Raw genomic sequence first — 24,011 nt, forward strand, 5'->3', positions numbered from 1 at the left:
CTATCCTTTCTAAGCTCTTAAGTCGAATGGACAAGTTTCCGATATTGCGTTGGCGTTACTCCGGTGTATGTTTTGAAAATGGAACAGAAGTATTTATATTCTTTGTAGCCGACGCTTTCGGCGATTTCGAAGACGCGATCATCGGTCTCGGACAGCTTTGCCTTCGCCTGTTCAATGCGCACTTCGTTCAGATACTCCGCGAACCCTTTGCCGAACTTTTGCTTGAAGAGGATGCTGAAGTAATTGGGCGTTATTTTTAGCCATGCAGCAACCTCAGATGCCTTAATATCCTTGTTGTACCTGGCTTCAATGTAGGATTTCACCCTGTCTGCAAGCCAATGATTCTTCCCTGTAAGGGAGTTGTTGATTAAAGAGAACATGGACTCCAGCTCCGCTCGCAGCAAGGACTCCATCGCTCTGTAGGAATTGTGCACCAAAAGATCGATCTCCTGAGAATGAAAGACATTGAGATACCCCGTCAAATCGATCCCCGCCGCACGCAGCCGCCTTTGAAGAATAATGACCAGCTCCTGGAACGCCTGCCATATTTCCTTAATCAAGCTGCCGCTCTCGCGAAATTCCTGCATGATTTCATCCATTTGCTGGCGTAGTTCCGCATCATTTTCTTGAAATAACGCATGAATCAGATTTTTCTCCCATACGATCAGCTCAGGAAGACGATGGCTTCTTTTGAAAATCAGTTCTTCATCATGGAAAATAATTGGAGCAAGGGATGATAGCACGGCATAGTGCAACAAGGAAATAGCCTCCATGCAGCTAGCGTGAATCTGATCTGAACTATGGAAGGGCCGGGATATGCTGGCATGCAGATCAAGATCCTCCGACAACTTCAGTACGCCGCTTAAAATGCCTTGAATATTCTTCGTGCTCATGGATTGAGTTCCGACTACTAGCGACAGCAGCAAATTCTGATGTTGAAAAAATGAAACGGTCTCCAGCCCGGATGATCGCAAGGCTGTATCAACGCTTATTTCCCAGAGGTTCCGCTTCTCTCTGCGCATTTCTTCGGACGATCGCCGGGTCCATTCCGCATAATCGGAGAGCTGCGTGGCGATCATCCAATAGCTGCACGACCCGGTTGTCATCATCAGAGGTATATAATCCTCATTTTGATCGATGACTCTCTGCTGCAGCTGCCCCATCAACCATTTGCGCGTGCGCTCCACTTCTTGCTCGTCCTCAAGCTTCCGTTCTTGCATGATCTCTTCACCAATCCGCTGCACCATGCTCATCAACTCGTCGATATTCACCGGTTTCAGCAAATAATCTTCGATACCAAGCCGCAAAGCCTGCCTGGCGTACTCAAAATGGTCATATCCGCTAACAATGATCACGCGCGATTGAGGGAAGCGCTGCTTCAATTCCTTCGCAAGCTCAAGTCCATCCATGCCTTCCATGTTCACATCCGTCAACACGACATCCACCGGACAATGCTCCAGGAAGGCAAGCGCTTCTATTCCGTCATATGCTTCACCGACAACTTCAACACCAATCGTCTCCCAGGAAATGGTACGACGCAATCCTTGGCATATAATGGGCTCATCATCTACAATTAGCATTTTGATGGTCATCGCTTTTCCTCCTGAGCACTCATTTGAAATGGAAGTCTTATTCTTACGCAAGTTCCGGCATGCGTCGGTTCCGAAGGAAGCTCAATACCATACCCTTCGCCGTATTCAAGCGTTATGCGTTCATGAATATTACAGATCGCATGGTTCATGATCCCCTCGTCCCCGGTCCGATCTTGAAGCACCTGACGGATGGCCTCCAATTTGTCTTTGGCAAAACCAACGCCGGAATCCACCACATCAATCAGTACATCCTGCTCCGCCTTATAGCAGCGCACTTCGATGCGGCCACCCCCGCGCTTAAAACCATGTTTGATGCTGTTCTCCACCAAAGGCTGAATGATTTTCTTCAAAAGGACGGCATGGTTCAACTCCTCGTCCATGTGCAGAGTGAATTGGAGTTTGCTCCCCATTCGCTTCTGCTGCAAATCCAGATAAGCATGAACAAAATCCAATTCCTCAGGCAATGTCGTATATCGCTTGCCGCTATTCTGCCCCATTCGAAAGAAAAGCGATAGCGTTTCGATCAATTGGCTCGTCTCCGCCGCTTTCTCCAGCCTTGCCGTCCAACGGATCATATCCAACGTATTATATAAAAAATGAGGGTCCATTTGGCTTTGCAAAATACGAAGCTCCGACTCCTTCTGCCGAATCTCTAATTTATACTTTTTGTCGATCAGCTCCTTGATGGTCATAACCATGTTGTTGAACTGTCGGCCAAGCTCCCCGACCTCATCTCGCGATCTGACTTTGACCTGCGCCGAGAAATCACCTTTTTTGAGCTTGGAGGTTTGTTTGCTCAATTCGAGCATGGGGCGTATCATAGCAAACTCGAACCCGATTAAAGCAATTAATCCAAAAATAAGAATAATCAGAATCAAAAATTTGAGCGAGGCTTTAATCGCTTCTGTTTTTTGCACGATGGTTTGGTCCTTAACCATCGCTACGATGTACCAGCCTGTCGACTTCATGGGCTGACTAAAAACAACATAAGAAGCTCCAGCTTCCTTCAAGGAAGAGACTTTTTTGGACAGCCCCCCTTGAAATTGGCTCAATAGTGTTTCGCTTGGGTAGGGATGTCCAATCAAGTTTTGATTTTGATGCAAAACAACATCGCCCTCAGGCCGAACAATAAAGATCGACCCCTGATCCTGTGGAACAGCTGACATTAATAAGTCCGTGATTTCCGACTCATCCAAACGAACGATCACCTTGCCCACCGGACGTGAAGGGTTATCGAAGGAATTGATGACACGAAACATGGAAACAACGCGCTTATTTCCCGTCCAACCGCTCTCCAGTTCATAGGAGTCCGTCCAAATGACCCCGCCTCTTCTCCCCTGCGCAAGGTCTGTCCAAGATTGTTCCAACCCTTTGACAGGCTCGCCCATCTGGAGTTGATTGCCTCCAACACCTTCTAGTGAAATCGATTTAATGTACACCTTGGACATAATTTGAAAGGCAATAAATCCCTCGATGGTTGTTTGATCCTTGTTCATTTGCACCATATTGCCCGGTGTGGTTGGCGTCTCCATAAACCGTCTAAAGTTTTCTTGATAAATCATGTAGTTCGATAAATCTTCAATAGCTTTTATTTTCTCGGATAAATTCAATTCAATGGTATTCAAGTTCTTTTCCATAGCATCAATATATTGCTGCCGCAGAACAGCATCATAACGGCTCAGAATGACATTCCCGATCAAAAGGGAAGGAAGAGTCACCAGAAGGATGAAGATGGCAATTGACTTTGTTCTCAAACTGAAGTGCAAGAAAGGATATCTGTTTAGTATCATCATGTTCCATCCCCTTCGTCGGTATTTCCTCATTTTACTATAAAACGGGGTCAACCTACCTGAAAAGGATGTAGAATGACTTGAGAAAAGTTTCGAGCGGTTAAAGTGCCGCCACCATCACACCATCACACCATCACCCTTTAACAGCGCCGGCCGTCATCCCTTGCACCAACTGCTTCTCCATGGCCAAGTAAAAGCCAACGAGTGGAATAAGCGCCATTGATAAGGCAGCCATCTGAAGCGTCTGAAACCGTGTTTCTGTGCCGGCAAAGTTAGCCAAGCCTAACGGCAGCGTTTTGAGAGCCGCTTTATTGATCAAAACAAGTGCGAATAAAAACTCATTCCAGTTATAAATAAAGTTGATAATAATAACGGTTGCCAGCGCAGGACGAGTCATCGGAAGAATGATGGACCAGAAAATTTTATAGAGTCCAGCACCGTCCATAACCGCAGATTCCTCAATATCTTTAGGGAAGGCCTGCATGAAGCCTACCAGAATGAAGATGGTGATAGAGAGGTGAAATGCCGTGTAAGGAAGAATGAGGGCAAGATGGGAATTCAACAAGCCTATTTTTTTCATAATAATAAAAATCGGCACTAACGTAGCGTGAATCGGAATCGTCATGCCAATAATAAACAAACCGTAAAGCCATCCGCGTATACGAAAGTTAAATCTGGAAAGAAAGTAGGAGGTCAATGCACTAAGCAGCACCGTTAATACAATTGCACCAACAGTGACAATGACACTGTTCCAGAAGTACGTACCTAAATGCGCGACTTTCCAAGCGCTCGTATAATTGCTGACCTGCCAAAACTTTGGCAATCCCAGCGGATTTGTCGCGTAATCTTCCTCTGACTTAAATGAACTGACAACCATCCATACAATCGGAATGACATTAATAACACTTAGAATAGCTAGGATCAAATGAATGATCGTTTTTTTCCCTAAAGATGTTCGCATAAGCTCCTCCTTTCTCTACATACAGCAATTAGCCGTTTCGACGGGTGACTAACTTGGCTGCATAGATGGCTAATAGGCTAAAAATTAGAATAAGAATTGAAACTGCGCTCCCAAGTCCGAAGTAACTGTTGTTGAAGGCCTGGGTATACATATAGATGGTCATCACTTCGGTATTATGAGCCGGCCCACCGGCTGTCATGACATAGATGAGATCGAAAACCCGGAAGCTGTTGCTGATGGAGAAGATCAGGGTTACCCAGATCGTTTCTTTCAGCATCGGGAGGGTGATGAACCAGAACCGTCTCCAACCTGTAGCGCCATCCATGACGGCCGCTTCTCTTACTTCTTCCGATATATTTTGCAAACCGGCCAAGAAAATGACCATATAGAAACCGTAATTTTGCCATAAATACGTGACACTTACCGACAGCATGCCCCAGCGCGGGGATCCCAGCCAGTTTTGTTTCAAGCTGTCCAAACCGAAGAGTCCGAGCATGTTATTCATCAGACCCGATTCCGTGCCGTAGACCATGTTCCAGATGAGTGAGACGATAACCGCCGAGATAATGACTGGCAGAAAAAGTACCGAGCGGTAAACTTTGAGCCCGCGCATCGAGCGGTTCAATAGCAAGGCAAAAAACAAACCTACCGGCAGCTGCCCCACAATACCGCTAACCATCATAAACAGGTTGTTCTGTACACCTTTCCAGAAGATCCCGTCTTTCAAGACCGAGATATAATTGTCCAACCCTACAAAAGACATATGGGATAGACCGTTCCAATCGAAAAATGAGTAATAAAATGACATCAAGATCGGAATCATGGCGATGCCAATATAAATGATCAAGGCTGGCAGCATGCCGATAAAAATTGCCCAGCCCATCCGCCTCGTTACATGCATACATAGCCCTCCTTATGCGCTAAATGATAAGTTGAGAGATGCCAAGAAGACGGAAACCCCGCAGGCTCCGCCTCTTGGCAGCCGAAGAACGGCTGTCGCCTCTCTTACAATGGGATTGACAGTGATCGAGAAGCAGCCACAATTTCCGCAGCCGTCGTTTCCCGCCCGAGCGAGTCGGATAAATATAAACCTTCGCTAATCAGCATCGTCGCAAGCGCTATTTCCGCAGTCGGCATAAGTTCTACGCGTCCCTGCAGAGCAGCAATCCAGTGCTTCTGCGATGAATCATAAGCCTCTTCGTTTTCTTTCATTCTGTGCCAACGAATATCCATGCGGTTAAGATCAATCTTGCTGTCCAGGTCGATATCGGCTACCGTTGTGTGAAACGTGATATCGGAAGTCATCTCTCCGGAATGGTACGATGGAAGCCGGATACCGCCTTTGGATCCCATAATGCTGCTTCCCTCAACGCCACCAAGATTAACAGCCCAAGCTTCAAAGATGTCTAGCGTGAGTCCATTACGAAGAGTAACGAAGCCCAGTGCCAACTCTTCCACGTCGAACCCGCTTTCGGTACGCCGCCCCTCATCCATGTCCATTTCTTGAATGAGCTTCCCGGTGACTCGCTCTACTTCGGTTTCACCAAGCAAGTAGAGCATTTGAGCGATATGATAGACGCCCATATCGAGTAAAGCTCCCCCGCCTGCGCTCGCTTTTTTCGTGAAATAAGCGGTGCCGAACCCATCGACATAAGGTCTACCGCGACGCCGGAAGCCATTCGACCGAGCGTGGAACAATTTACCCAATTGACCGCCGTCAATCAGCGCTTTGGCCGCTTTTGTTTCTTTTTTATAAAGCGTACTAAGTTGAATGTGAAGTTTCTTACCATACTCCTTGGCTGCGTCAACCATAGCTTTGCCGTCGTAATAGGAGCCTGCGATCGGTTTCTCGCAGTATACGTGTTTACCCGCCTGCAGAGCAGCAATCGTTAATGGTGCATGAAAGTTGTTATGCAGACATACATCCACCGCATCGATATCATCTCGCGCCAACAGGTCTTTATAATCCGTGTAGACATGAGCAACTCCGTATTTATCTGCAACTCGGCGTGCTTCCTGTTCATTAATATCGCACAGAGCCACGACCTCGGCGCCCTCTATGGCTGCATACTGATCCAAATGGGCTTTCCCTATAATTCCTGTTCCGATAACACCAATTCGAATCTTGGCATATTCCATCACACACGCCTCCAGATCACTTATCCATTGTTCGGGCACGCAGATGCAAGCAATCGTTTCGCAGCTGCCAATGCCCACTCAATCTCGATATAAGGATTGGACAAAGCATTATATTCGACTGCCCAATACCCCTGATAACCAAACTCATTCAGGAACTTGATCGTTGATTCCGCATTCTCGGAGCTTAATGTTCGTTTGTCCAAATGGACGTGATTTACCCAGGGAGCCACCATTTCATTGCCTTGATTCCCGTCTATCCAACGATCGATATGTAGTAAAATACCGTATCCCGGATGATCCACGGCTTCAGCAACGCGCTTCATCCAAAGGGGATCCAGCGAAATCCCTGTATGATTCTCAGGCCCCACTGTAAATCCGTAGTCGGAAGCTTGCTGAGCTAATTCCTGATAAGTACGAACCGTGTATTCGAACTGCTCCTCTGTCACTTCACCGGGGCCGCGATTGGCATCAATCCGAACCGTCTTGGCACCAAGCAATCTCGCCGCTTTCATATGAGCCATCGCATTCTGATATAGCAACTGCCTGGTATCCGGATCAGCATCCCATAAATGAGCGCGGTCCACCGCTATATTAGCAACTGTTAATTGTCTATCATCCAGGTTGCGTTTGATCTTCAACAACTCATCGTTATCCGGAAGTTCCCAGATGGGAACCTCACGGTTTGCGAAAAAGCCGTTCCAAAGATCTACAGCATCCAAGCGATACCGGTATTTCACCGTCTCCAGATAACCGTATACATTCATTTCGTTTTGACTTAAAAGCTGAAAGAAGGAAAATGCTCCGATGGAAGCTTTCATCTCCGTCACCCTTTCAAATCGCTAGCTTCAAGCTTACTTAGCTTTAGCTAACCGATTATTTTTTCACTTTATCCATGGCCTCTTGCATTTCTTTGGCGATTTGCTCAGGTGTTTTCTGTTTCATCGTAATGGCTTGCAGCCCGTTCTCAATCGAATCTTTGACGGCCGCCGGCATCACACTGTCAAAGACAAGCGCATCGCCGGATTTCGTCAACTCCAGCATTTCTTTCAAATATTTGCTGGTGTCCGCAGGCATTTCAACTTTAGCCGGTACAACGATCCCTTTACTCATCAAGTTCTGGTACAGTTCAGGGGAGTAGAAATATTTCAGGAATTTATACGCCGCTTCTTTTTTAGCTCCCGTTAATTCCTTGCTTAAGCCGATTCCGTATTGGACAACGCCTGCACTTTTGCCAGCCGTTCCTTTTCCGCCGTCAATGGATGGGAACAAGGCGATCCCAATATTAGCGCCACCTTCTGCGTTACTGACGCGGAACTTCGTATCAATCGTAGAGCTTGTCATGGTCATAGCCGATTTCTTCTGTAAGAAGTAATCTTGCACTTGCACTTCATCCATGGTGTTCAAATCCGCATTAAAGGCATCGAGCTTCGTCAACTCATCGAAAATGCCAAGAGCTTTTACATAATCAGCATCCGTAAACTTAGCTTGTCCTTGTTTCACCTTCGTCAAGAAATCCGTACCGGCAATGCGATCCTCTACAGCGGACATGACCGTAGATTGAAGCGGCCAACGATTCTTATTACCAATTCCCATCGGTGTGACGCCTGAAGCTTTGAGCTTTTTCACGAGATCGAGGAAATCGGCATACGTTTTAGGGAATTCATTATAGCCTACTTTTGCTAGCATATCTTTGTGGTAATAGATGATATCGACAAAAGTCATTTTGGTTGGAACGGCATACTGCTTACCGTTTACTTTATATCCACCTAACGACTGTGGCGGCAAAATATCTTTCCAAGTATCCATAATTTCATCTAGCGGCATCAATACGCCGGCATCGATGAACGGATCCATATCGACACCTGGATACAGAATAAACATATCCGGCATGCTGTTGCCGGCTGCCTCGGTACGGAGCTTGGTCCGATATTGGGCCGACGGGATATCCTGCATTTCAATCTTAATATCCGGATTCAACTGTTGAAATTTCTGAATTCTCTCTTTGTACAGCTGGTTATCAACGTTCGGGGTGGACCAGTTTTCCTCAAAAGTAAGCGTAACTTGTTGTTTCGAGGCGGGCTGTGTTGAGGCTTGCGTTTTTCCTGCTTCTTTCGCCGGCTCAGCTCCGTTACTGCAAGCTGTAATTGTCAGTAAAGCCGCCGAAGCAGCAGCTAACACCGATTTTCTAATTACTCCATGAATCATCCATGAACCCCTCACTTTATGTTATTATTTTTGACATTCACCTTACGCTTTTTATTATATGATAACGGTTACCGTGTTTGTATCCCATCAATTTATCAAAATGTCTGAATTTTTAATGTAATATAAACTAACATACAGATAGACTGACCCATTTGGCAATAGAAAAATATCCCAGTAGCAAAAATTGACTCCGCCAGGTAAATCGCATAAAATGGGGCCATACTTTTCATAATACGAATACCTAATTCACCGAATAAAAAGGAGATTACTCATGAGCTTACACAACCAAACGGCCATCATTACAGGAGCTGGAAAAGGAATCGGCAAAGCTGCCGCCATCACTTTGGCGAAAGAAGGTGTACATCTTGGATTAGTAGCGCGCAGCCACGCTGACCTCGAATCCCTTCAACAAGAATTGACAAGTACTTACGGCATCAAAGTGAGCATTGCCACAGCGGACATTTCCAAGAGAACCGAAGCGGTACGTGCAGTGGAGTTGCTAATCGAGGAACTGGGTTCCCTGGATATCCTGCTCAATAATGCCGGAACAGCACAGTTCGGCAAGTTGGTCGATATGGATCCCGATCAATGGGAGCAAATTATTCAAACCAATTTGATGGGCACGTATCATGTAACTCGCGCTGCTCTTCCAACCATGTTGAGCCAAAATGGCGGAAGCATCATCAACATTGCTTCAACCGCAGGGGAACGAGGTTTCGCCACCGGTTCAGCCTATTGCGCCTCGAAGTTCGCTGTCATCGGAATGACGGAAGCGCTCATGCAAGAGGTTCGCAAATCGAACATCCGAGTTACAGCGCTCACGCCATCCACCGTGAACACAGAGCTGTCCGTCAAAGCGGGTCTGCCGATAGGCGATGAGGACCGCATGATGCAGCCGGAGGATGTAGCCGAGCTCATCATGGCTGCTTTGAAATTACCGCAGCGCGTGTTCCTGAAGACGGCAGGGATTTGGACAACGAACCCGCAGTAGCTGGCTGTTGTGGGGAATAGCAATAAGACCGATAAAGTCCCGTTCGGGCTTTATCGGTCTTATTTTCGCTTTCTACAGGAGCAACTCCCCCCGCCCCAGCGCGAATAAATGGAAAGTCCTCCGTTATTTTTTGCCAAATTGGAGAAGGGAATAAAGTAACGGTAGAATCTCCATCTATCTCAGCGGTACCACGCGAAATCTGCGCGATTCGGTGAAATTAGCGGTAACAATTCCAGTTAGCTACCCAAAAGCGGATTAAACGCAGCAAATTAGCAGGAGGAATCGGCGGTAATGGTAGGACTGAAAGTCTACCGTTAATCGGAGCTGTATCAACCATCCCAGCTTCTACAAATACGTGTAATTTTTATTAATAATCAGCGCATTCATTCTCCACTGCGAGCCTTCGCAGGTGCGAAATCGCAGCCTCAAGTAACCATCACTTCTTTGCGTGATGGGCATCATATCCGTTGCAAATTCGCCTGCCTTTAACATTTTCTCAGGCTTCCACGTGGTGGTTCCCCCTACGATTTCTATCTCCGTGTAGGAAGGCTCCTCTTGATCGCCGGATACGAAGAGTAAATCATATCTGCCCTTTGGAAGCTCCACCACAAACGTCGCTTCCCTCTTTCCACCGATAAAATCCCTCCGCAGTTCGTCCGGTCCCTCACGATCCATCGCTCCGAGATCCTCCGCACACTCCCAGCCGATGCCGGTATAAGGCTTAAACACCGAATCCAACGTTACTTTACGGAACGCCTGACCGAGAACCCCATCCACATGAACCTGTCTGGGCAGCACGTTGGTATAATCTTTCTCCAGCCGATGCGGTTCCACACCAAAATCCATCCGATAAGCGGCCAACCTCGATTCCCTGGTATTACCGGAGTAATAATCAAAGGTGAAGTGATCGAGCAGTCTGGCATGCTGCGTATCTTGGTTTTTGCCAAGGAACACTCGCCGGTGCGTATGAGCTTCATGAACAATTGGATAGTCTCGCTTGACACCCCGCCCACTAGAGTCAACTACAAATAACTCAGGAGTGGAGAATTCGCCACGAGGATAAATCGCATACTCCCCATTCTTCTCCGTTTTAAACGAAATCCGTCCCTCTTCTTCCACATGATCCATCCTACTCCAGGATTGACCCTCTTTTCTCACAACTATTACCTCATCGCTAACGTGAAACGGATTGCGAATCACAACCCGCTTGCCGGCCTTACTCTGGATCGTAACCCAAGCGGTTCGGCCATTTTTCAGCTCTGCGCTAACTTCGAAGGCGCCTACTGCCAGCAAGCCTCGAAAGGAACAGTCGCTCCATTTCTCATATCGCTTAACCTTCCAATCTACCTCATGTTCGTAGAGGCCCATCGTAAGCTCCGGCTCTGGCTTACCATCAGGCAGCGCCGGGAACACCTCAATCACGCCATCATAGCTCTGAAGCAGCATTTCGTTCACGGCAGCAACCATTTCACCGGAGGCCTCCATCATATGGGGATGGTATAACGGCTCATTGGTGATGTTGCAATAGTTCATCCAGCGTTCCGTTTCTTCCGCAAACAAGCCATTGCACCTGAGCGACAAATCGATGCCTTGTTCATAGAGCAGCCTAAGCGCTGTGTTACCCTTCCCCAATCGCGAAGCAGCACAGGACAGCCAGCCGAATTGAAACATTCCATATTCCGTCTGGTTTGCAGCATACCCGAGCGTATTTTCTCCTCTTTTCCGCAAATGGGCTTCACTATTCTTATCAATTTCTCCAATGGGATAAATGGGCATAATCAGAGAAGGATGCCGCAAATGCATATCGGCTGGCGCCCATTCCGAGTCCAGGAAAACATCGCCATACGATTTGGAAACGGCTGTTGGATACTCGGTCAAGCTGTCCGCAAGCGTCCTCCACCTGAGCCGATCCTCTTCCGCTTCACCAAGCAACTCTCCCGCATCCGAAGCGATCTTCAATAAGTATTTCACAGCTGCAAGGGAGCAAGTAGAGTTCCGAGTCAAAGGCCCCTGCTCCGGAGAAATGTCAGGAAATATCTCATAGCGCCCCGAGCTCTCATTCAGCTGTAAATAACCTTCGAAAAATTTGGCAGCCTGCCTAAACAGCGGGTAAGCTTTTTCTCTTAAAAAATCAACGTCCATGCTGTAGCGATAATAATCCCATAGGAATTGCGCGCACCAAGGCCAAATGCTTACATACAAGGCATGCGGGTAATCACCCGCAACGCCCTCAAGCCCATAAAACTGCTGAGACATTCGCTCAGCGAGCTGCACATAAGAAAGCAGCCCCTCGTTGAACGCCTCCGCCACTTCAAGCCGATTAGCCGTATAAAGCGGCCAAAAAGCAGCTTGAATGTTAACGTCCCAATACCACATGCTGCCCCACTTGGTTGGCTGCTTAATATCCCACAAGCCGTTCAATCCGCACGCTTGCTCTCGCATCCTGCCGCCTTTTCCGCTGCTGCAGGCGATTGCGTATAGATTGATATACCAGAGATCTTCCATCATTTTATCCGGCAAGGTGATCGAGCTCCGGGACCAAAAGCTTCTCCAATGCGTTTGGTGATGCTCCACCATATCTGCCACATCCACATGCGAAGCTGGTTTCGTCAGCCTCATCAGCGCAGTCGAAAGAAGTTCCTTGGTCTCTTCCTCCGTGACCACCGTTGTTAGCAGTGTCAGGTTTGCCTCCGCATCCCGAAGAGCAATTTGCAAGCTGTCGTCGGGACCGGCAACTACACTTCCTTTGGCACCAATGATTCTCATCATTACAATGAACGAGAACGGATCGTAACGTTCCTTCGCTTCACCGTCCGGGTAGAAAGCGCCCTCGTAATAAAACGTCGTATCATCCAATTGATGATACGTCACTTGCATATCCACATATCTTCTACGTGGAACTGTTAGCGCAACCGAGGGTAACAACGCGCCATTCGTCTGGCTGATTGTGGTGATGACGTAATCGCCATTCTGAGCAATGATCGTGCTGACGCCAAGTTTATCCTCATTTTTGCCCACATTTAACTGAACAACTGCCTTTTCAATATCAAGGGATAACGAATAATGATCAGGGTCTGAAAGCTCCTTGGATGGAAAAAGATGAAGTTCCCCCGTCGGATAATGGGAGGACCCACCCGAGGGTTTACCATATTTCCTGTACATGCTGTTCGGGCTTATTGCGTCGCCATATAGATAAAACGGGCCTTGTTCAGGGTCACGATACCTCTCTTCAGCCAGCTTTTTCAATTCATCAAATGTACGTCCATGTTGAAGCGTGAAATCCGGTCCTTCACCATTCCGGTACTTCTTGCTGTAACGATGCAGTTTTTGATAATAAACTTCATAATGATTAAGCGCCAGCGTAAGCTTGTTATCTTCGAAATACACCATACCACCGAAGTGTCCATTGCCGATCGGTAAAGCTTCGTTCCAGCTGCTCGGAGCATTTTCAAAAATAACGCCTCTCACAGGACCCCCTCCTTCTGCCTCTATCTCTTGGTGAAATCGTCCCTGTTTACTCCTTAATCGCACCAATCAGCACACCTTGAACAAAATACTTCTGAAGGAACGGATATAAGCAAATGATCGGCAGCGTAGAGACCATAATAGCCGCATATTTAATCGTTTCTCCAATGGCATATTTGTCGTCGCCTCCACCTGCCATCATGGAATCCGTATTGTTGGAAATCAAAATCTCACGGAGCACAAGCTGAAGAGGATACGCTTCACGATTCCGCAAATACACAAGCGCGTTAAAATAGGAATTCCAATGTCCAACCGCATACCACAAAATCATAACGGCAATAACCGGCATCGAAAGCGGGATGACGATTCGGAATAAAATCACCCAATCATTGGCCCCGTCCATCCTGGCCGACTCCTCCAAACTGACCGGGATGCCTTGAAAAGAAGTTCGCATAATAATCATATTAAACGTGTTAATCGCACCCGGAATGAGGATGGCCCACATCGTATTCATCATCCCCAGAGAGTTCACAAGCAGGTAACTCGGAATGAGTCCCCCATGGAAAACCATCGTCACGACGATGAAGAACATGATGATATTTTTAAAATAGAGATTCGGCCTGGACAATACATAGGCGCCGATCGACGTCATAAGCAAGTTAATCGTCGTACCTAGCACGACATAAATCAGCGTATTCTGATACCCTTTCATGATCATCGGATTTTCAAAAACAGCCTTGTAGGCACCGAGATCAAAGCCCGCCGGTTTGAGCATTATACCGCGATGCTGCAGCAAGGATGTGGCATCACTTAGCGAAGCGAACGCGACATATAAGAAGGGATACAGCGTGACCGCGCAAAGCACGAGCATCAACAGCATATTGAAGTAGCCAAATGTTCGCTCTCCACTGGTTAGTTTCATGTGCACATCTCCTTACCACAGTTTGTTCTCGCTGATCCGTTTGACAAAGCTATTGGCCGCAACGATCAGAATAAAGCTGATCACCGAGTTAAATAATCCGACTGCTGCGGTGAAGCTGTAGCTTGCCTCCAATACCCCTTTACGATAGACATAGGTCGAAATAACGTCTGCAGTTCCATAGGTAAGCGGATTGTAAAGCAACAGTACCTTCTCGCTGCCAACCGTCAACATATTGCCCATTTGTAAAATGAACAAAATAACAATGGTCGACATGATGCCTGGAATCGTAATGTGCAGCGTCTGCTTCCAGCGGTTAGCGCCATCCATCCTGGCCGCCTCGTACAGCGTCGGGTCAATCGTCGACATTGCCGCCAAGTACACGATCGAGCCCCAACCAATGCCTTGCCAAATGCCCGACGAAACGAACAAAAACCGGAACCAGTTCTCATTCTGCAAGAAATCAATCGGCTCTATACCAAAGATTCCAGTCAATTGATTAATAAGCCCGTTGCGGCTTAGGAAATCAATCATCATCCCGGCCACAACCACGATCGAAATAAAATGTGGCAAATACGAGATCGATTGAACAACCCGCTTAAACACACTGTGGCGGATTTCATTAAGCAGCAGAGCCAGAAGGATCGCTGCCGGGAATCCGAACAATAGATCATAAAGGTTGATCAAGATCGTATTTTTTATTAAGCGCCAAAAGTAGATTCCGTTAAAAAAGCTTACGAAATGTTTAAATCCAACCCAGGGACTTCCCAAAATTCCTTTGGCCGGCGAAAAATCTTTAAACGCAATTTGCAATCCATACATCGGTCCATAGTGAAATATAAGGTAATATGCAATGACGGGAAGCGCCATGACGTAAATGGACCAGTGCCGTCTCACATCTGCGCGTATAGTTTGCAGGACAGTCGGATTGCGACTCGTTTTCATTGTCGTTACGGCATATTCAGCCTTTCCATTTGCAGGACTTTGCCTCATCGTCTCCCTATCCTTTCTTTCAAGCTGCTAAAAGCAAACGAAGGGATAAACAATTCCGGTTCATCCCCCCATTCAATTATTTCTTAACGTTTGTTGAAACGTTCAAGAGCCCCTTGCTGGATTTTAATCGCTTCATCAATCCCCATGCTCTGAATCTTTTTCACATATTGATCGAAGTTACTGATCGGTTCGACCCCCATAATGAATTTCAGCAGCATCTCATCTTGGTACGTTTGGATGTCCGTTACAATGGATGCGAATTTGCTGCTTTCATCCTGCGTTGGAGAAACAAGCGGGATCTTCCGCTCAGCCGTTGGCTGCGACCAAACTTCCAATGCTTTCTTCTGCTGAGGCAGAGCCAAATATTGCATTTGGAAATTATCGCTGAGGACAAAAGGAGCACTCCATGTTGCCCGATTATACTTGGCAATGGCTTGCTGGATACTGGTTCCTGCCGGTGGATTCAAAATCTCAGGAAGGAAGGTTGCTTTGCCATTCTCCATCTTATAGCTGGTGCCCTCCACCCCGTAGTTGAAGAGAAGATCGCCTTTGTCACCGTAAGCATAATCCAGCCATTTGACGGTTTCGATCGGGTTTTTATTGGCTGTCGAAATCGCTGCTCCAACGCCGTTATAAGCAAAATCCTTTTGCCCCCAAATCGCTTTATCCCCTGCTTTCAACACCGGATAAGGAGCCGCTTCCAGATCGAACTTGGGATCCTTGTCCTTCATAAGCCCTGCATATTTCCCAATGCCTCCCCCATTAAATGAAGCGGTTGCTCCTATGAGATTGGTCGTCATTTTGTTATCGAACAGCTTATCGTTAGGCGCTGCGAAATCCTTATCAAGCAAGCCTTCCTTATACCATTTGTTCATCGTGGCCAAGAATTCTTTGTATTCAGGCTGGATCGGACCGTATTTCACTTTTCCTCCGTCCTGGTAGAAGCTGTAGTTAATGCCCCAAGCTCCTAGGAAAGGCGCGTCGGTGGCAAACAGATTTTTGTCCAAATAAATAGGAATTTCATCCGCTTTGCCGTTGCCGTTCGGGTCTTTTTCTTTAAAAGCTTTTAGGACGGTGTACCATTCGTCGATTGTCGTCGGCATCTTGAGGCCCAGCTTATCCAACCAATCTTGGCGGACCGATGGCCCGAAGAACACTCTGACCTTGTCATCTCCACGTAAGAACGGGAAGGCATAGATGCTTCCTTCATCTGTTGAAATTTGCTTTTTCCAATCCGGATACTCATTCAGCAGCTTTTTTAGATTTGGTGCATATTTATCGATCAAATCGTTCAATTTAATGATTTTTTTATCTAAAATCGCTTTTTCCGGCCCACCGGGATATCGGACGACAGCACCGCTGGTGGCTCCCCAACTCGCTTCAATGACATCCGGCAGCTCGTTGGTTGCAACCATTAAGTTGAATTGCTCTTGGGCCTGTGGAACTTCAAGGGGCGGATGTTGAAACTCAACCTTGACTCCGGTTACTTTTTCAAGCTCCTTGTACATCCCCATTTCAGCATACGTTTTCATCTGACCTGAAGCTGCCGGGTGATTCGGTACCCAATACGATAATTTAGTCAATTTTGCCGGTTCAGCACTACTTCCCGTCTGTGGCGCAGCCGATGAACTTTCGGTACCTGAATTACTGCTGCAGGCAGCTGCCGAAGCCACCAGAGCCGAAAGCAATACGATAGATCCAACTTGTTTCAAATGTTTCTTCATTCTTCATGCCTCCCTTTATATGAGTAACCCTAGCTTGGTTGGCACCGCAATCGTCTTCCAGCACCTGTTCCCCAGTATGCTTCCCCAGCCCCGACCTGACTACTGCCTAGTTCTCATCCCCGTTGTATTTTAGTAAGAAATACGGGCGATATGAGAATTCATCAGTCCATCTTAGAAATCGTCAGTAGCTGGCGTGAAAGAAAAAGCAGCCCCAAGAGGCTGCCTTTTATGCGTCTGAGCTAATGATTTCCGGCAACATCGTTTCACGGTATTTACCCGGCGTTACGCCCTCGAGCTTCTTGAATGCCCGGATGAAAACGACATCATTGTTGTAGCCGATCTTTTGAGCAATCTGTACAATGGTCAGTTCTTTGTTCTCCATTAACTGCTTGGCTTGTTGAATCCGTTTATGCGTAATGTAATCCAGCAGGTTTTGTCCCTGATGTTTTTTGAAGAAGGTAGATAGATACTGCGGTGTCATTTGAATACGTTCAGCAATTTGAGCCACACCAAGGTTCGAGTCATCGAGGTGCTCGTGCACAATTCCAATAATTTCCTCCAGGCGCTGCGTACTATGGCCGGATCGATCCACATTAAACGAACGGGTCAGCGTTTCGTATAACTCCTTCGTTTTCGCGTACATCCCTTGCGCAGTTGGATAACTGAACACTTCTTTGATCGGATCAAAGTCAGCGCCAAGCACTTCCTCCTGATTCGTATTCGAGGAGTTAACAATTTTCAGAAGCGTACTCGTCACGTTGAAAAACAAACCTTTGCCTAACTCAGGCGTCATATGACCGGAGTCAAAATTCATCGCATAAATTTTATTAAGCAGCTTTTCCACATTTTCGGTATCCCCGCTTCGCACGAAATTAATCAGCTGAATCTCACTTTCAAGCGGATAGTAGTAATGCTGTTTCACTTCGAGAATATCCTGAAAATGGATCGTGGCATGTTTCCCCAAAATCAGCCTATATTCAAGCGCTGCCAGTGCTTCAGGATACGAGTCTCGAATGGCTTTGGGTCCTGAATGAATCCCGCCGACGGCAATCGTAATGCCAATCTGGAATCTTTGCGACGTGATGCTGAAGAGCGAATCCGCGATATCCCGCATATCGGATTCGGCGAATTCCTCGCGATCTGCTGCTAGATTCATGAGAAGCGCAATGCGATCCCGGTCGAGTTCGACCGAAAATCCTCGATGATTCGCCGCAATAAGATCCGCGCCAATATTTAAAATAATGAACCTTGCATGCGCCCATTGTTTCTCATCTTCTTCCGCCGCTACAAACGGAATATCCTCAATCTTGACGAGCAGTACAGCAAATCTATCACTTGTAAATTTCAAATCCATAAATTGCAGTGAATCCCCGTTTGCTGCCGACACATCAACATCCATGTGACCATTCAGAAGACGGGATAAATAGTTGGCTCGAATGAACGGGATTTGCTGCGTTAGCGTCATGCGCAGGTTCTTCTCTTCATGGATAGAGCCCTCAACGGTTTGCCGAATAAACTCGTATTCATTCGAGGCCGGGCGCCGGATCATCTCTTTTCCGCGCATAATCGCGTTTACTGTTTTTTGGAGAGGTTTGTACGTGCGGTAGGCGCCTATGCTGACAGCCACTAAACCGCAAATTAAGCAAAGAATAAACAGGCCGATGGACCAACTCTGGATTTGATTCACTTGCTGCATAAAAACGTCATTGGGCATGATCGATACATATTTCCAACCCGCTTTTTGCGAGGAGGTCACCGAAACCACTTGGTCAACCCCTGCGAGTCGATAATCAAATGGGCCTGAACTCTCTTGAACGCGCTCTAACAAGTCGGTTGGGAACGGGGAATCACTGTTGCTCATAATGGTTTGCCCGGCATGATCAATGATATAAACAGAGCTATGGCTTGCGGACTCCATTTGCGCGAACAATTCCTTGACTTGATCACCATCAATCAGTACGATGAAACTTCCAAGATTTTGGGATTGCGATTGAACAGGAAGGGATTGCATATAAGTAATCACATTTTTCGGGACTTGCTCTTGCGCGTTGGATAAGGGAGTTGCCGGCAAGTAGGACATTTTATGCTCCTTATCCAGCAGCTGATGCCACTCTTCGTAGGACATGTCCTTATAAGCGTAATAGATGGAATAAAACGTCCGCGAATCCGACACCAAGTCCGGTTTGACAATGGTATCGCTGTTTGCGAAGTAGACATAATAATCGAGGATAAAATTGCTGGTCATACTGTGATACTTACTCATTTTGTCGCGCATGAATTGGATGAATTCATATTTGTCAACATCCGTTGAATTGGCAGGGATTCTAAGCATATAATCCAGCTTTGGATCAAACACAACTTGGCGCATTAACGTATCTACTTCCGCCAATTTGTTATCCAGCGACAGCTTCAACTGCTCCAGCATGGCGCCATTCGATCTTGTCGTGCTTCTCTCCAAGCTTTGTTCCACCTTCGTATACAGAAAAAGCCCCATTGCAAGCGGTATCAAAAGTATAAATAAGTTGGAGGCGATGATCGTTGAAAGCGCACTTTTGCGGCTATCGACGAGGCGTAAGAGGAAGGGCAATTTCAAAACAAACCCACCGTCCATTCCGTAAGCGAATTTATTAGAAATTGTATCTTCTCTTCACCAAAGTTGCAATATAACTTTTTGATTGTTGGGTCCTACGCCGCAACACGTATCGGATTCAGCTCGTTCAGAATTCGACTGGCAGGGGCCGCCGCCATGCGCCGTCGTGAAGCAACGCGCGCGTCGTATTTTACTTAGCGGAACTGGAGGCCTCTATTTTGGCGAAAATGAGGTGTTTCCTCTCCGAGCGGAACTACAGGCGCTTATTTGTCCCACCTGGCACATTTTTTGAGTGAAACTGGCGAAATATCGACCTGTAGTTCCCCTCGCGTGTGGGAATGCCCCCTTTTCAGCGAAATAGCGGATTGTAGTTCTCTCAAAAAAACAACCTCCCCCTTATGCAAGAGGAAGGTTTTTGGCGTTAGCTGAACGACTCGTTCACTCTTCTATTTTTAATAAAAGCAGCAAATAAATACCGAACAATCGGCCCTACCAGAATGAGTTGAAGAGGGAGCGCAAAAATGAAGTTTTTAGCTACGATCCTCAAATAACTCCCAAGCAGGGACGCTCCATTCAGTCCGTTAGAAAAATAAGCATTCCCTAACCCATAAAGAGACATGCAAAGCACCATCCCACTCACCATAAAAAAGGCCAGAGATACAATTACCCATAGCTTCTTGGATTTGTCATAGGGTAACGAGAAAGCCATCTTCTTGGCCACGGGACCAACGACAAATAACTCCAATAAGGAGGCGATAACAAAGACTAGAATGAGTTGAAAAATAATTTCTTTCAAAGTTATCGTCCCTATCAAACCATTGGTAAATAAATTATAAAACGTCATGCCTAGAACCATTCCCAAACACATCATCAGCCCAAAATAAACTTCTTCTCTTTTCGTTGTTGGCATTTTGCATCATCCTCTCTGTTTACTTTTGTAAGTATAGAGAAAATGAAAACCTCCGTGTAAGTGAACAATCCGTGAACAATTGGATGATAATGCAAAGGATCCGCCCCTACCGCGGAGCGGATCCATTCGTTTACAAGTCTGTGCGGAGACTCCATAATTCCGGGAAATAACGCTGCGCAACAACGTGCTTCAAATATTCCACACCTGCTGATCCGCCTGTCCCCGACTTGAATCCGATGATCCTTTCAACCGTTACCATGTGATTGAAACGCCATTGTTGTTGGCGGCTGTCGATATCAACCAGCTTCTCCGCAAGTTCATATAGATCCCAGTACTTTTCCACATCTTGGTAAACAGTCAACCACGCGGCTTTGACACTAGCATTCCCCTTGTATTCCTGCGACCAATCCCGCTGCAAATGATCCGCATCGATTTCCAAGCCTCGCATAGAAAGAGCTTTAACCGAAGCATCATAAAGGCTAGGTTCATGAAGAGCTTGGCTCAATTGTTGGTGGAGCTCCGGTTGGTGCTCATAGACCGACAAAACTTTGGATTGCTTGCCTCCCAGCATGAATTCGATAAGCCGATTTTGGAAGGATTGGAACCCGGATGAGCGGCCCAGGCTGTTCCGAAATTGCATATATTCAGCCGGTGTCAATGTCGACAGAACATCCCAGGATTGGATCAATTGCTGCTGGATTCTAGAGACGCGGGCTAACATTTTGAAAGCCGGCTCCAAGTTATTTTGTTGAATTAGAAGACGAGCGGCCTCCAACTCGTGCAAAATCAGCTTCATCCAAAGTTCACTGGCCTGATGGATGATGATAAACAGCATTTCATCGTGATGCCCGGATAGCCGTTGTTGGCTGGACAATACTTTATCTAGCTGGAGATAATCCCCATAGGACATTTCTTTGGAAAAGTCGCCATGAATGCTGGCATCCGCTGCTTTGGACTGTGTTTGTTCATGGTTCTCTGAATTGGACACGTGATTCACTCCTACTATTGTTTTCGATTATGTCAAAGGGCGCAAAATGGCTCTGACAGGGCTTCCATCCGCTTCAACAAGCGGTAGAGGAAGTGCGATTAATTCATAATCGCCAGGCGCAATTTTTGCCAGATCAATACCTTCCAGAATATGAATATCGTTAGCATGCAGAGTATGATGCGCAGCCAATTCCTTGCTATCCAGCGGATCAACAGAGGGGACATCCACGCCAATAAGCCGTATTCCCTTTTCAGCTAAATAAGTTCCCGCATCGTCCCTCAAATAAGTAATCTCTGTAGGAAATTCATTCGGATTTGTCCAGGAATTTGTACGAATCAGCAACCGAGTGATGCCGTCCAACTCAAACGCCTTCAACTCCTCTGCACCGATGCTCGATTTACCCGAAATCTCAATAACCCGCGCGAGTCCGATGTATAGCTCCAGATCCAGCTCCATAACCTTCCGACCTTCATTGTCAAAATGAAATGGTGCATCGATATGTGTGCCCGTATGGATACTCATCGTCAGTTTCCCGACATTCACGGAACCGCTTTGTTCCTTCGTCCAACTGACCTCGTAAGAGAATGGCGTGTCTCCAGGCCAAGTCGGCACCCCTGTTACCAATGGGCGAGAAATATCAAACATGGTTGTCATCCTTTCCTTCCTACTTAAGCGACTACGTCGCGCGTATTCTCGAACTTCTCGTATTGCTTTTCAACCATGATGGCTTTTAAAAGCTGCACAGTCTCCCACACCTCATCGTAAGTTGTATAAAGCGCAACCGGAGCCAGACGAATAATGTTCGGAGCTCTGAAGTCCGGTACGATCTTATTTTCTTTTAATGATTTGCAAATCCGCGCAGCTTCTTCATGCTCTAAACAAACATGGCCGCTTCTGCGCAGGTCATCCCTTGGATTCCCAATGGTGAAGCCCATTCCGGCCAATTCCTGTTCAATTAAATCGATCATATACGAGGTAATATGCAAGGATTTTGCGCGGAGTTTCTCGATGCCGGCCTCTGCGAACATTTCCAAAGAGCCGATAAGCGGAGCCATACTTAAAATATGAGGTGTGCCAATTTGAAAGGCACCAGCATGCTCCGCCGGCACAAATTGATGCTCCATATCAAATTGTTTGTCTTTCCGTGAACCGAACCAGCCTGCCAAACCTGGCGAGCGGCCGAAATGTTTGCGGTTTACGTATAAACTTGCTGTACCGCCCGGCCCATTGTTCAAATATTTGTAGTTGCACCAAAAAGCAAAATCAACGTCCCATTTACTTAAGTGATGGGGAACGGCACCGACCGAATGGCATCCGTCAAAGCCGATGAGGATTCCACGAGCATGAGCTTCAGCCGTTAAACGCTCGATATCGAGCAGCTGACCGCTACGGTAGAGCACCGTCGGCAGAATGATCAATGCAACTTCATCCGTCATGGCCGCAATGATATCCTCTTCTTCAATGATACGCCCATCACGGCTTTTCACTTGAATCAAATGCTCCGCCGGATCGTATCCATGCAGCTGCAATTGACTTTGAAGGGCATAAATATCCGATGGAAACGTCAATTCATCCGCCAAAATTTTCGTTTTCTTCCCCTCAGGCTTATAAAAAGTCGCCACAAGCTGATGTAAATTCGTTGTCGTGGAACCCGTCACAATGATCTCATCTTCTGATGCGCCAACTAACGGAGCGCTTAAAGCCGCCAATTTTTCCGATAGGTAAAACCATGGGTATTGGCCTTGCAGCCAGCCATCGATGCCTTGGGTTTTCCAAGCATCAACGACTTCCAAGAGCGTTCGCTCTGCGCGTCTGGATAACAAGCCCAAGGAGTTGCCATCCATGTAGATCGATTCCGCATTCACATAGAATTCATCTCGAAAGCGGGCTAGCTCATCTTCTTTATCAAGTTGCCGGGCAAATTCTTGGGAGTAATAAAAAGGTTCTCTGGACATAAAGCCCTCCTTGTGGATTATACAACTAGATCGAATCGTGCTTATCTTACTTAAAATTGTAGATGTCGTCAATTATTATACTACGGTTAATTAACGCGTGGACATATGAGTGGATGTTTCTTGAAAAATAGGCACATCCACATTTCATCATACTGCTCACCCTTCAGCCAACTGCCACCTCTACTGCCAATGACAAATTTCAAACATACTGGGTTGGCATGACGTGGCGCGACGAGTCATCTGGATGAGGCGGGACGGGCGGAACACGTGGTTGACCGGCAAACAAGCCGGTTGGCAATGCGTGGCAACGCTTCTCGACTGTCTAACGGACTCAGCTGCTCTTATTCGGCGAAATATAGCCTTTTTGAAAATTTAACGGACTCCAGCGCAGCTATTTGCTTGTTTCTACCGTGATTTCGCCCCAAAATCGGCAAATAACGGTTCCTGTGTCCGTTAGATTTGAAACAGGGCGATATTCACCCTATTAACGTCTGTGGAGTCCGTTAGAATTGGCTGGCGAGTTCACATGAAATAGAGCCCAGTAGTTCGTTGAGGAGAAAGGAATCGTTGGAGGAGTTAATTTCCCTCCGTAGTTTAGCTTGTTAAGAGCCCAGTGGGAGCGAATTTTGGAGGTGGAGAACACCCAACGCCGCTAAAAATTCAGCGTTACTGAGACATTTGGCGTAGGGGGGCATCCTCATAGGAGAGCTAAGCTGGCTGGCCACCTAGAGGAACTACAGGGCGCTGATATGAACGAAACCCGCAACTCCTAGCACGGAGTTCCTTTTT

The 24,011-nt window shown here is 46.8% G+C and carries 17 protein-coding genes; 1 reads left to right on the forward strand and 16 read right to left on the reverse strand.

Features of this window, described 5'->3' with window-relative positions; translation table 11 throughout:
- Positions 1-17 precede the first annotated feature (17 nt).
- The 7 genes from GON05_RS23615 to GON05_RS23645 form a co-directional block, all read right to left on the reverse strand.
- Entirely contained in the window at positions 18-1,592 is a 1,575-nt protein-coding gene (locus GON05_RS23615) for a response regulator transcription factor (protein ID WP_157322482.1), read from the reverse strand.
- Positions 1,589-3,385: a sensor histidine kinase gene (locus tag GON05_RS23620; RefSeq protein ID WP_181646675.1), complete on the reverse strand. Its 1,797-nt coding sequence runs from the start codon at positions 3,383-3,385 to the stop codon at positions 1,589-1,591. Before GON05_RS23620 ends, GON05_RS23615 begins: the two co-directional genes overlap by 4 nt.
- A 130-nt stretch (positions 3,386-3,515) precedes the next feature.
- Complete coding sequence (locus tag GON05_RS23625) at positions 3,516-4,343, reverse strand: carbohydrate ABC transporter permease (RefSeq protein ID WP_127456419.1); 828 nt, start codon at positions 4,341-4,343, stop codon at positions 3,516-3,518.
- Between the two features lie 28 nt (positions 4,344-4,371).
- The gene (locus GON05_RS23630) at positions 4,372-5,244 is read right to left on the reverse strand and encodes a carbohydrate ABC transporter permease (protein WP_157322486.1); all 873 of its coding nucleotides are present in this window, start codon (positions 5,242-5,244) and stop codon (positions 4,372-4,374) included.
- Positions 5,245-5,348: 104 nt separating this feature from the next.
- Positions 5,349-6,482 (reverse strand): Gfo/Idh/MocA family protein, encoded by a 1,134-nt coding sequence (locus tag GON05_RS23635; protein ID WP_157322488.1) that lies wholly within the window; start codon positions 6,480-6,482, stop codon positions 5,349-5,351.
- Between the two features lie 20 nt (positions 6,483-6,502).
- Complete coding sequence (locus tag GON05_RS23640; protein ID WP_157322490.1) at positions 6,503-7,300, reverse strand: sugar phosphate isomerase/epimerase family protein; 798 nt, start codon at positions 7,298-7,300, stop codon at positions 6,503-6,505.
- Positions 7,301-7,355: 55 nt separating this feature from the next.
- Positions 7,356-8,687, reverse strand: coding sequence for an extracellular solute-binding protein (locus GON05_RS23645; protein WP_157322492.1), 1,332 nt, complete (start codon positions 8,685-8,687; stop codon positions 7,356-7,358).
- 271 nt (positions 8,688-8,958) lie between these two features.
- Here GON05_RS23645 and GON05_RS23650 point away from each other — a divergent pair, with 271 nt between their 5' ends.
- Positions 8,959-9,678: a 3-ketoacyl-ACP reductase gene (locus GON05_RS23650; protein WP_157322494.1), complete on the forward strand. Its 720-nt coding sequence runs from the start codon at positions 8,959-8,961 to the stop codon at positions 9,676-9,678.
- 345 nt (positions 9,679-10,023) lie between these two features.
- Here GON05_RS23650 and GON05_RS23655 read toward each other — a convergent pair whose 3' ends face one another.
- The 9 genes from GON05_RS23655 to kynU form a co-directional block, all read right to left on the reverse strand.
- Complete coding sequence (locus GON05_RS23655; protein WP_181646676.1) at positions 10,024-13,146, reverse strand: glycosyl hydrolase family 95 catalytic domain-containing protein; 3,123 nt, start codon at positions 13,144-13,146, stop codon at positions 10,024-10,026.
- Between the two features lie 46 nt (positions 13,147-13,192).
- Positions 13,193-14,065: a carbohydrate ABC transporter permease gene (locus tag GON05_RS23660; RefSeq protein WP_157322498.1), complete on the reverse strand. Its 873-nt coding sequence runs from the start codon at positions 14,063-14,065 to the stop codon at positions 13,193-13,195.
- 12 nt (positions 14,066-14,077) lie between these two features.
- The gene (locus GON05_RS23665) at positions 14,078-15,007 is read right to left on the reverse strand and encodes an ABC transporter permease (RefSeq protein WP_157322522.1); all 930 of its coding nucleotides are present in this window, start codon (positions 15,005-15,007) and stop codon (positions 14,078-14,080) included.
- Between the two features lie 131 nt (positions 15,008-15,138).
- Positions 15,139-16,779 carry a type 2 periplasmic-binding domain-containing protein gene (locus GON05_RS23670; protein ID WP_157322499.1) on the reverse strand — a complete coding sequence of 547 codons (1,641 nt, stop codon included), beginning with the start codon at positions 16,777-16,779 and terminating at the stop codon, positions 15,139-15,141.
- Positions 16,780-17,005: 226 nt separating this feature from the next.
- A complete protein-coding gene (locus tag GON05_RS23675) occupies positions 17,006-19,372 on the reverse strand; it encodes a helix-turn-helix domain-containing protein (protein WP_246239382.1) in 2,367 nt (788 codons plus the stop codon).
- A gap of 418 nt (positions 19,373-19,790) precedes the next feature.
- A complete protein-coding gene (locus GON05_RS23680; protein WP_157322503.1) occupies positions 19,791-20,279 on the reverse strand; it encodes a DUF2798 domain-containing protein in 489 nt (162 codons plus the stop codon).
- A 130-nt stretch (positions 20,280-20,409) separates the two neighbouring features.
- The gene (gene kynA / locus GON05_RS23685; protein WP_309492719.1) at positions 20,410-21,267 is read right to left on the reverse strand and encodes a tryptophan 2,3-dioxygenase; all 858 of its coding nucleotides are present in this window, start codon (positions 21,265-21,267) and stop codon (positions 20,410-20,412) included.
- 27 nt (positions 21,268-21,294) lie between these two features.
- Positions 21,295-21,921, reverse strand: a complete 627-nt coding sequence (gene kynB / locus GON05_RS23690; RefSeq protein ID WP_157322505.1) for an arylformamidase — start codon at positions 21,919-21,921, stop codon at positions 21,295-21,297.
- Positions 21,922-21,935: 14 nt separating this feature from the next.
- The gene (kynU, locus tag GON05_RS23695; RefSeq protein ID WP_157322507.1) at positions 21,936-23,222 is read right to left on the reverse strand and encodes a kynureninase; all 1,287 of its coding nucleotides are present in this window, start codon (positions 23,220-23,222) and stop codon (positions 21,936-21,938) included.
- Positions 23,223-24,011: the final 789 nt, after the last annotated feature.

The sequence above is a fragment of the Paenibacillus anseongensis genome (assembly GCF_009757995.1).
GTDB classification, from domain to species: domain Bacteria; phylum Bacillota; class Bacilli; order Paenibacillales; family NBRC-103111; genus Paenibacillus_E; species Paenibacillus_E chondroitinus.